The organism is Rhizobacter sp. P5_C2, from assembly GCF_054049715.1.
Genome location: NZ_JBFULV010000007.1, coordinates 104,499 through 113,582, shown reverse-complemented (window position 1 = coordinate 113,582; position 9,084 = coordinate 104,499). Strand labels below are relative to the sequence as shown.

8 protein-coding genes are annotated in these 9,084 nt (G+C 69.2%); 4 read left to right on the top strand and 4 right to left on the bottom strand.

Annotated elements, in window-relative coordinates; genetic code table 11:
* Positions 1-359 precede the first annotated feature (359 nt).
* Positions 360-689 carry a hypothetical protein gene (locus ACXJLU_RS04280; RefSeq protein WP_457329232.1) on the top strand — a complete coding sequence of 110 codons (330 nt, stop codon included), beginning with the start codon at positions 360-362 and terminating at the stop codon, positions 687-689.
* Between the two features lie 66 nt (positions 690-755).
* Here ACXJLU_RS04280 and ACXJLU_RS04275 read toward each other — a convergent pair whose 3' ends face one another.
* A complete protein-coding gene (locus tag ACXJLU_RS04275) occupies positions 756-1,508 on the bottom strand; it encodes a hypothetical protein (protein ID WP_457329231.1) in 753 nt (250 codons plus the stop codon).
* A gap of 288 nt (positions 1,509-1,796) precedes the next feature.
* Here ACXJLU_RS04275 and ACXJLU_RS04270 point away from each other — a divergent pair, with 288 nt between their 5' ends.
* On the top strand, positions 1,797-2,312 hold the full coding sequence (locus ACXJLU_RS04270) for a L,D-transpeptidase (protein WP_457329230.1): 516 nt from the start codon (positions 1,797-1,799) through the stop codon (positions 2,310-2,312).
* Here the strand turns inward: ACXJLU_RS04270 and ACXJLU_RS04265 are convergent.
* Positions 2,252-3,205 (bottom strand): DMT family transporter, encoded by a 954-nt coding sequence (locus ACXJLU_RS04265; protein ID WP_457329229.1) that lies wholly within the window; start codon positions 3,203-3,205, stop codon positions 2,252-2,254. The two genes, ACXJLU_RS04270 and ACXJLU_RS04265, sit on opposite strands and share 61 nt — an antisense overlap.
* Positions 3,206-3,273: 68 nt before the next feature.
* Here ACXJLU_RS04265 and ACXJLU_RS04260 point away from each other — a divergent pair, with 68 nt between their 5' ends.
* Both ACXJLU_RS04260 and ACXJLU_RS04255 read left to right on the top strand, forming a co-directional pair.
* The gene (locus ACXJLU_RS04260) at positions 3,274-4,140 is read left to right on the top strand and encodes a LysR family transcriptional regulator (RefSeq protein ID WP_073464336.1); all 867 of its coding nucleotides are present in this window, start codon (positions 3,274-3,276) and stop codon (positions 4,138-4,140) included.
* A 67-nt stretch (positions 4,141-4,207) separates the two neighbouring features.
* The gene (locus tag ACXJLU_RS04255; protein ID WP_457329228.1) at positions 4,208-4,828 is read left to right on the top strand and encodes a hypothetical protein; all 621 of its coding nucleotides are present in this window, start codon (positions 4,208-4,210) and stop codon (positions 4,826-4,828) included.
* A 13-nt stretch (positions 4,829-4,841) separates the two neighbouring features.
* Here the strand turns inward: ACXJLU_RS04255 and ACXJLU_RS04250 are convergent, their stop codons facing one another.
* Both ACXJLU_RS04250 and ACXJLU_RS04245 read right to left on the bottom strand, forming a co-directional pair.
* On the bottom strand, positions 4,842-5,804 hold the full coding sequence (locus tag ACXJLU_RS04250; RefSeq protein WP_457329227.1) for a recombination-associated protein RdgC: 963 nt from the start codon (positions 5,802-5,804) through the stop codon (positions 4,842-4,844).
* A 58-nt stretch (positions 5,805-5,862) separates the two neighbouring features.
* Positions 5,863-8,949, bottom strand: coding sequence for a hypothetical protein (locus ACXJLU_RS04245; RefSeq protein WP_457329226.1), 3,087 nt, complete (start codon positions 8,947-8,949; stop codon positions 5,863-5,865).
* Positions 8,950-9,084: the final 135 nt, after the last annotated feature.

Here is a 9,084-nt window from a genome sequence, read left to right as displayed (position 1 = left end):
GCCGCATCCTGCGCTGCGGCGAGGGTCGGCGCCAGCGCCGGCACGAGCGCCGCCCCCAGCACGAGGGTCCAGCTTGCCGCACACGAGCTCACACGCCACACCATCGGCTTCCTTTCGGTTGAACTGCTCGCCCCGCGTCGTCCCGACCGTGCAGGCATGGTAGCCACACCAAGGCAGTCGGCGTGCCCGGTCGATCCGACAGACAGGCGGCAGCGGCACGGGGAGCGCAGCGCGCATCCACAAGGCACACCGATTGCCACCCTTCCATACCGCGCCTTTGGGTCTTCGGGCCAAAGAGCGGGATGTGACCGGCGGGGCCGGCGCATCACCTCTTCCAACACCTGCAAAGGAGTCACATCATGACAAAGCTGTCCACCACCTTGACCCTCGTGTCCGCTGCCGCACTGGCGGCCGTGGTGTCGCTGTCGTCGGCCCAGTCGACCTCGAGCAACACCTCGGCACCCAGTTCGGCGAGTGCCGACCAGAACCAGCCGAACGGCCCGGCGACGTCGACCACCGAGAGCACGACGCCGACGAACCAGAACACGACGGCTCAGCCGACCACCATGGACACCCAGGTCAGCCCGAACAACTCGAACAATGCGAACCCGCCGACGACCTTGAACAACAGCGATTCGTCCAGCACGATCGCGAGCGACCCGCTCGCACCGCGCGCCGACCGCAACTGATCCAGGTCGCAACGGACTGAAGGCCCGGCAGACCACGTCTGCCGGGCCTTTTTCAATGGAAGCACGTCAGTTGTAGACCGTCGCCTGCGCAAGGCGCGTGGCGGATTGCGCCACCTCGGGCACGCCGAACACCTCGGCGAGCGAGCGCCGGTCGGGCACCAGGTAGACCATCGCGCGACCACGGCTGAACATCGGGCTGATCACGCCGTCGTAGAACGCCGGCGGCAGGTTGATGCAGCCGTAGCTGATGCGGTTGTCGTCGACGCCCGGTGACGCGAGGCGCTGCGCGCGCCGCTCGCGCGGGTTGGTGGTGCGCACGCGGTGCATCGACACCGCGGCACCGTAGTCGACCCAGACGATGTCTTCGCCATTGGCGTTGTGGCCCGGCCGTCCGACGAAGCGCCCGGCCGGCGTGATGCGTTCGGACGGCTTGATGTCGGCGATGGGGCGCTCGCCGATGCCCGGCACCGAATCGTCGCCGCGTGCCGCGCCCAGCAGCGCCGGCGCCGAGCCCAGCAGCCGGCCGGTGGCATCGAACGCGAACACGTGCGCGCGCGGCTTGTCGATCAGCACGAATGGCAGCCCGCGGTTGTCGGATCGGCTGACGACCCAGTCGCCGAGGCGCCGCACATCGGCCGACGCCGTCTCGGCACCGAAATCCAGCGAACGCTTCGCGACCACCGGCACCGCGTGCCGCGCGTTGTGCGCCAACCGCTCCGGATGGGCGGGCGACAGCGGCTGCGCTATCAGGCTCAGCGCGATCGTCGCGACGCCCATCAGGCCCGCGTTCACCCATTCCAGCACCGGTGATGGCTTCATGCCGATGCGTGGCAATCCCCGTGCCCGTGGGATAGCCAGCGCGATGGTTTGCGCGCCTCATCGACACAGCGAACTGCGTCCACTTTGTCGCGCTTTTCGACGGACACCCCGAGACCGGCGTCCCTACGATTCACCATCTTCCGCGAGCGAGCCAGGACCCCGCCCATGCGATTTGCAGGTAAAGCAGTGCGATCGGCAATTCTTGCCGGTCTGTGGGTGGCGAGCACACTGGCGTGTGCGGCAGCTTCGACATCCGACGCGATCGATGCATCGCCCGAGGTGCGGCTGGTGACCCGCTGGATCCTCGACACCCACGACAACCAGGGCAAGCCGTTCGCGGTGGTCGACAAGAAGGCGGCGCAGCTGCGCATCCATGCGGCCGACGGCCGGCTGCTCGGCGTCGCCCCGGCGCTGCTGGGCCTGGCCCCTGGCGACACCGCGATCGCCGACATCGCGCACCGCGCGCCGGCCAGCCTGCGCCCGTTCGAGCGCACCACGCCGGCCGGCCGCTTCGAATCGCAGCCGGGGCGCAACCTGCACGGCGAAGACATCGTCTGGCTCGACTACGCGGCCTCGCTCGCGATCCACCGGCTGCGCCCCGCGGCGGCCACCGAGCGCCGCACGCAGCGGCTCGCCTCGGCCTCGCCGGCCGACAACCGCATCTCGCTCGGCTGCGTGGTCGTGCCGGTGGCGTTCTACGAGCAGGTCGTGGCGCCGGTGCTCGGGCACGAACGCGCGGTGGTCTACGTGCTGCCGGAAGACCGGCCGGTGCGCGGGTTCTTCGAGGCCGCGCAGGGCTTGTAGACCAGCGCGGCGCCCATCAGCAGCATCCCCGCCGACTGCAGCGCCGACAGGCTGCGGCCATACACCAGCCAATCCACGGCCACCGCGGCGAACGGGTAGACGAACTGCAGCAGCGCGATGCGGCCGGTCGGCAGCCGTGCCATGCCGGCATACAGCAGCACATACGCCAGGCCGGTGTGGATCACGCCCAGCCCGGCCAGCCAGCCCCAGGCCGCGGGCTGCGCGGGCCAGCCCTGCGTCAGCGGCCACCAGGCCGTCAGCAGCACGCCGACCGCGCATTGCCAGGCCGCGAGCGCAAACGACGACGCCCCCTGCGCCAGCTTCGCGATCAGCGTGACCGCCGCGTAGCTGAGCGAGCCGCCGAGGCACATCACGAGGCCGGCCAGGTAGCGCGTCGATGCCAGCTCGCGCTGCGGCTGCCCGGCCAGGCCCGTCGCCAGCGCCAGGCCGAGCAACGCGAGCCCTGCCGCGGCCCAGCGCCGCGCGCCGATGCGTTCGCGCAACCACCACGCGCCGAAGCCCATCACCCACAGCGGCTGCACGTGGAACACCACGGTCGCGACACCGATCGAGGTGCGATCGATCGCCGCGAAGAACAGCGCCCAGTTCGCCACCATCAGCACGCCGCACGCGAGCGCGGCCGCCAGCGCCCGCGGCGCGAGCCGCAGCTCGTGCAGGCGGCCGGTGGCCGCGCCCCAGGCGAGCAGCGCCAGGCCGCCGAACGCACAGCGGAAGCAGACCGCCATCAGCGGATGCTGGCCGGCCTCTTCGACGAACACGCCGAGCGTGCCGAGCAGCAGGCCGCCGGCGGTCATCAGCAGCACGCCGCGCTCGGTTGACGAGGCGGTGGGCACTGACGGGGTCACGGCAGGCGTCGCGGTCGGAGGGCTCATGCCGGCATCGTCGACGCGGCGCAGCATCCCGTAAAGCGCATAGTTCAACTTGCTACCATTCGATTTCCATGAGAACCCCCGACCTCCAGCTCGACTGGCTGCGCGCCTTCGTCGCCGTGGTCGATGCCGGCTCGCTGACGGCGGCCGCGCCGCAGGTGCACCGCTCGCAGTCCGCGCTGAGCATGCAGATCCGCAAGCTCGAAGAGGCCGTCGGCCGGCCGGTGCTGACGCGCGGCCCCCGCCACCTGGCGCTGACGCCGACCGGCCACGAGCTGCTCGGCTATGCGCGGCGCCTGCTCGAACTGCATGCCGAGGCGCTGGGGGCGTTGAACGACACCCGCGTCAGCGGCCATGTGCGGCTGGGCGTGCCCGACGACTACGCGGTGGCCTACCTGGCGCCGGTGCTGCGCACCTTCGCGAGCCGCCACGGGCTGGTCGAGATCACGCTGTCATGCGCGCAATCCACGCTGCTGATCCCGCAGGTCGAGCGCGGCGAGATCGACGTGGCCATCGTCACGCGCGACCGGCCGCAGCGCGGCACGCTGCTGTTCCGCGAGCCGATGGTGTGGGTCGGCGCAGCGCAGCACGAGGCCTGGCGGCGCGAGCCGCTGCCGCTCGCGATGTACGAGGCCGGCAGCCTGGCGCGCAAGGCGGTGCTCGCCGCGCTGGCGGCGCAGCGGCGCCAGCACCGCACCGTGACGCACAGCCAGAGCCTGGTCGGCCAGCTCGCGGCGGTCGAGGGCGGGCTCGCGGTGGCGGCGCTCACGCGCTGCAGCGTGCCGGCAGGCCTGCAGATCCTCGACGGGCGGCACCAACTCCCCCCGCTGCCCGACATGGAGGTCGCGGTGCTGCGCAGCAAAGCGAGCCAGGGCGACGCGGCGGCCGATGCGATGCAGGCGCAAATCGTGAATACCTTGCGCCGTTCACCCTCCTGAGGGATGGACGGGCGGCACGAACGCAGCAGAATCCCTCCCGACTCAAGAACAACAGGAGGGTTGGAACGTGAAGAGATCGACAAGAGCCCGCGTCGTGCGGGGCGTGTTCGGTGCCGTCGTCGCGGCGGCAGCGCTGGCCGCGGCACCGGCCGCTTCGGCGCAATCGATGTACCGATGCAAGTCGGGCAATTCGACCTATGTGTCCGACCGGCCCTGCACCGCCGGTGCCGGCTCGACGCTCGGCACCATCAGCGCGGCCCCGAGCAACACCTACCAGCAGCCGTCGGGCACCTATGTGCAGCGCCCGCCCAAGGCGGCCGATCACGTGAACTACCTCAGCTCGGCCTGCGCCGACATCGCCGAGGCGATCCGCACCGGCCCGTCACGCGGCGTGCGCGGCGACGTGATCAGCGGCTTGCACGAGGAGTACCGGCAGAAATGCTCGGACGACGACGCGGCGGCGCGGCAGCGGGTGGCCGAGGACCGGCGCAACGAGCGCGATGCCAAACGTTCGGTCCAGACGGCGGCCCAGCAACAGCAGCAGCAGACGCGCATCGCCAGCGACCAGTGCAACGAGCTGCTGCGCATCCTCGCGGCCAAGCGCCGGCAGATCGCGACGATGACCGACGGCGAGCGCGCCGACCTGCAGCGCTCGGAGGAGAGCTACGCGCAGCGCTGCAAGCACTGAGGCGGCAGGCCCCTCAGGCCGCCAGCGGCTGGGGCGACGCTGCTGTTGCCGCTTTCGCGGCACCGGTGACGGCGTCGCGGTTCAGCTCGCCGCCCAGCGCCTCGATCAGCGCCGGGATCAGCTGCTGCAGCTCGCCGGTGACCAGCGCGACATCGGCGTCGAAGTGATCCTCGTCCTTGGTGGCCGTCGAGGCGCCTTCGAGCACCACGTCGAGCAGCTTCAGCTTCTTGATCGTCATCGCATCGCTCAGCACGAAGGACACGCGCGACGACCAGGTCATCGCGAGCGATGTCGGCAGCTTGCCCTGCACGATGTGCTGGCCGACCTCGTCGATGTCGAGCGTGTGGCGGGCGTACTTGACGGTGGCCTTCTCGCTGTCGGGCTGCTTCAGCTCGCATTCGCGGTCGACGGTGAAGCCGGCCGGCGCTTCCTTGCTGGTCAGCCATTCGGCCATCGCGGTGGCAGGCGAGATCGCGCTCTGGGCCAGGCTCAGCCGGATGCCGCCACCGAGCAGCTCGACCAGCATCGTGACGACGCGGTCGGCCTTGGCGGTGCTGGCGGCGTCGATCACGACGAAGCCGGCGCGCACGTCGATCCACACCAGCGTGGCGGAGCGCTTCGGGAAGGCGCGCGGCAGCAGGTCCTGCACGATCTCCTCTTTCAGCTCCTTGGCGATCTTGCCCTTGGGGCGGCGGCCGGTCTCGGCCTCGATGCGGTCGAGCCGGGCTTCGAGCTCGGTCTTGATGACCGACGACGGCACCGCCTTGCGCTCGACGCCCAGGCGCAGCACCAGCTGGCCGCCGATGTTCTCGATCAGCGCGCCTTCCTTGTCACCGCGCGGCTGCAGCCAGCCGGCGGATTCGGGCTGCGTCGCGCCGCAGGCGGTGAAGCGGCTGCCGGCGAGGCGGTCTTCCACCTCATCAAGCGGGGGTGGGGTCCATTGGTCGATGCGGTAGAGGAGTGCGTTCTTGAACATGGGCACGACGGGAGTGGGGCCCGGATTGTAGGAGCTGCCGGCCCGGGCCCCGGACTTCCTAGCCCAGGACTTTCCGGCGCCCGGCGCCGGCCTTGATCGCGGTGCCGGGTCTCACCTTGGCCGGAGGATCGACGAAGAACACCAGGCGCGCGCGGTCCAGCCGGTGCTGATGGCAATAGGCCTGGACGGCCGCTTCGACGCTGTCGTACTCCGCGATCGTGGTGCCGTTCTCCAAAACCATCTGCGACAGCACCCACCGCCCACTGCCGACCCGCTCGAGCCTGCCCCAGGCGCTTTCGGGAAGCGACTTTTGCAGGTCCGTCAGCAAGACGCGCTTCGTGGATCGCAATTGACCGTGGACATACGGGCTGGCCGGCCTTGCGTCGCCTTCGACCAGCAGGTCGCGAGACGCATCGTCGCGCTCGCTGATCTCTGCCAGCGAGGGCAGAACGGGCAGGTCGCTCATTCGCTGGGCCCGCTCCATGTCCAGCCAGGACAACTGATTGATCGCGTGGTCGCGATGGCGAAGTTCAACGGGGAGGGGCTGCGTCCAGTCGCCGGTCTCCACCCACTTCCTGTACTTCTCACGGGGGATCACGGCGACGCGGTCGTCGCCCTGCCGCCCAGGATGGTGGTAGTCGCCCGCCGCGGTCCGTTGCCAGGCACCGTCGAAGCCGGCAGGAATCGACCGATGCCGCGACAGCCCCGGGGGCATCGCACCCCTGAAGCGCAGCCGCCACTCGTTCCGCAGCGTCGCCCGCACCTCGTTCCAGGCAGCCGACCGCCTCGTCAGCTCATCCGGCAGCAGTTGCCCGGATTCGAGGTGCCTCAGTACAGCGCTCAGCTTCGAATCGCTGAATTGCTTCACCGCCGTCTTGTCGGCGACGACCTCCCCGATTCCGATGCTGGCTTCGCTCCACCTCGTGCTGACGAACTTGCAGAACGGCTCGAGATCGAGCAAGGCCGGGCTCCCGCGGCGGGCCTCGAAGGCGTCGATTTTGCGGGCATGGGCGACGCCCTTTTGCAAGCCTTCCATCTGCTGCAGGAACAACTGCGGCGGGACACTCTTGAACAGCAGATCCGCCGCCGCCCACATCTGCTCGGTCGTCAACGGTTCCACGTGCTCCAGGTGCTTCTCCGTGTGCAGGTATCGATTGATGCTTTCCAGAGGGACCTGCTCCCCCTTCAGGTTCCGCTTCAGGAGTTCAACGAACTGGCAGGTCCTCGTATCGCTGCTGCCACTCAAACGCGTGATCCAGCAGGCAGCCTCATAGGAGGACAGCAATGCACCGGGCGCCAGCTTGGCCGGCGGCGGCGCGCTCAGCGCGAACGCAGCGTGATATTCCCCGCGCCGCGCCAGCAACGTGAGCCACTCGTTGTCGCGCTCGCTGCACCCCGCCCTGTGCCGCTCGGCTTCGTCCGACGTGATCATGCGTTCGATGTCGTCGAACAGCCGTTCGTCGATGCCTGCCGTGATGGCCAGGTGCAGCTTGATCGCCGATTCCATCTCCGGATCGCGTGCGGCCGGTGGGGTCAGGCTGCGCCGTGCCAGCAGTTCGCAGAACTCGTCCAGCGCGGCACACGCATTGCGGGCCGGATCCACCTTGCGCGAACACATGCCGGCAAACACCCGAAGACCACCGGTGTACTGGCCCTGGGGAACCACGGACCACAACCCCTTCTCCTCATTCCCCTTCCCCTTCCCCTGCGCGAGGGTCGTGGCGCGGTCCCGGCGGTTGCAGCGGGCCGCCGCCCCATTGGCCACCACCGCATCGCTGCGCAGACCGGAACGCAGCCGCTCCCGTGTCCAGGCCTTCGCGAGGTAGCTGATGAGGTAGGCCGCACTGATGAACGCTCCAAACGCGGCAGCGATCACCGACACATACCAGACCACCAGGGAAGCCAGGAGAACCGCGACCGCGGTCAGAGGCGTGGTCAAGGCAGCGTTGCCGATGCCCTTGGCAATCCGCATGCGCGCGAAGAACTTCTCGCGCCTGGCCTGATGCTTCAGCTTGACGAACCGCCCGTGGGAACCCTTCAGGATGTCACTGAAAATCTTGCCGTCCTCGCCTGTCTTCTCCTCCACCGCCGCGATGAGCGCGCAGAGCAACTCGCACTTGCTGCTGTGGGCCGCGTATTCCTTCTTGCGAGTGCGCAGTTCAGACAGGCCGACCTTGATGTCCAATCCGGCGCACACCGCCGTCAGCGGCAAGCCGGCCACGCCGAGCGCCATGCCGGCGCCGCTCAACCCCACCGCTGCGAGATTGGCACCCGCATGCACCTTCATGCCCATGTTCGCGAGCGACAGCAAGGCATTGACCGGCGTCGCCGCGGAATCGCGCAGCGCCGCATCACGGCAGCGCCTCAGCGCTTGGCGTGCCTCCTTGTCGAACAACGCGCAGTTGGACAGCCCCTGCTGGCAACGGCGAAACCCGTAGGTCACGTGCGGAGGCGACGGCTTTCCCTGCTTGTGGTTCTCGATGTAGGTCAGGTAGTGCCGGTAGAACACCACGACCTCGACCTTCCAGCGGTCTTGCCGGCTCAGCGTGTCGAGATACGTGTTGAACGAATCCAGGCTGTCGAGCAGCGTGCAGCCGGCCACCACGCCCGAAACCGTCGCCAGGCCTTCGAGGCTGCCGGCAGGCAGCTGACAGTCGGGCGCATTCCGGGTCGTCAGCCCCTGGCACACGCCGCGCCCGAAGCTGCCAGCGGCCCATCCCCCCGTCGAACCTGCCACCGCAGGACCGGTCAGCGAGATCTTGTCGGGCTCCCCGAACGCCTTGCTGCCGGTCTCGCGGGGCTGGCCCAGCGCCCTGCGCCCGCGGTTCCCGACCTTGTTCGTCACGGCACCCGGCAGCTCGCGGGCCCGCTGATAGAGCGAGGGCTTGGCGGTGGCGAACACAGGCTCATGGATCGTCCGCCCGGAAGAGGGGTCGAGGCCGATTTCGCGCACCAATCCCTTGGCCACCAGCTTGCCGGCCAGGCGCTCCACCTGACGCTGGATCTTTGCGTCGATCAGCGCATTCAGGTCGAGCTGCAGCCTCGCGCACTCCTGCGGGTCGAAGGCCGCAGCCGGCACCTGCGACTTCGGCGGGCGCGTCGTGGAATAGCCGTACTGAGTGGCTGTAGCGAATCCGATGTGCATGAGCGTCGGGCCTTCCAGCTGAACAAGCGCCGCGGGCTCCGCTCCCTCTTGCCGACGAGAAACCCGCGGGACACTTGCTGAGTGGCAGAACCCGACCGTTGGTTCACAGTTCGAATGGATCCGTACGGACCGCGG

Coding starts and splice junctions, on each gene's coding strand:
- ACXJLU_RS04280 (WP_457329232.1), top strand. CDS start 360: ATGACAAAGCTGTCCACCACCTTGACCCTCGTGTCCGCTGCCGCACTG.
- ACXJLU_RS04275 (WP_457329231.1), bottom strand. CDS start 1,508: ATGAAGCCATCACCGGTGCTGGAATGGGTGAACGCGGGCCTGATGGGC.
- ACXJLU_RS04265 (WP_457329229.1), bottom strand. CDS start 3,205: ATGAGCCCTCCGACCGCGACGCCTGCCGTGACCCCGTCAGTGCCCACC.
- ACXJLU_RS04260 (WP_073464336.1), top strand. CDS start 3,274: ATGAGAACCCCCGACCTCCAGCTCGACTGGCTGCGCGCCTTCGTCGCC.
- ACXJLU_RS04250 (WP_457329227.1), bottom strand. CDS start 5,804: ATGTTCAAGAACGCACTCCTCTACCGCATCGACCAATGGACCCCACCC.
- ACXJLU_RS04245 (WP_457329226.1), bottom strand. CDS start 8,949: ATGCACATCGGATTCGCTACAGCCACTCAGTACGGCTATTCCACGACG.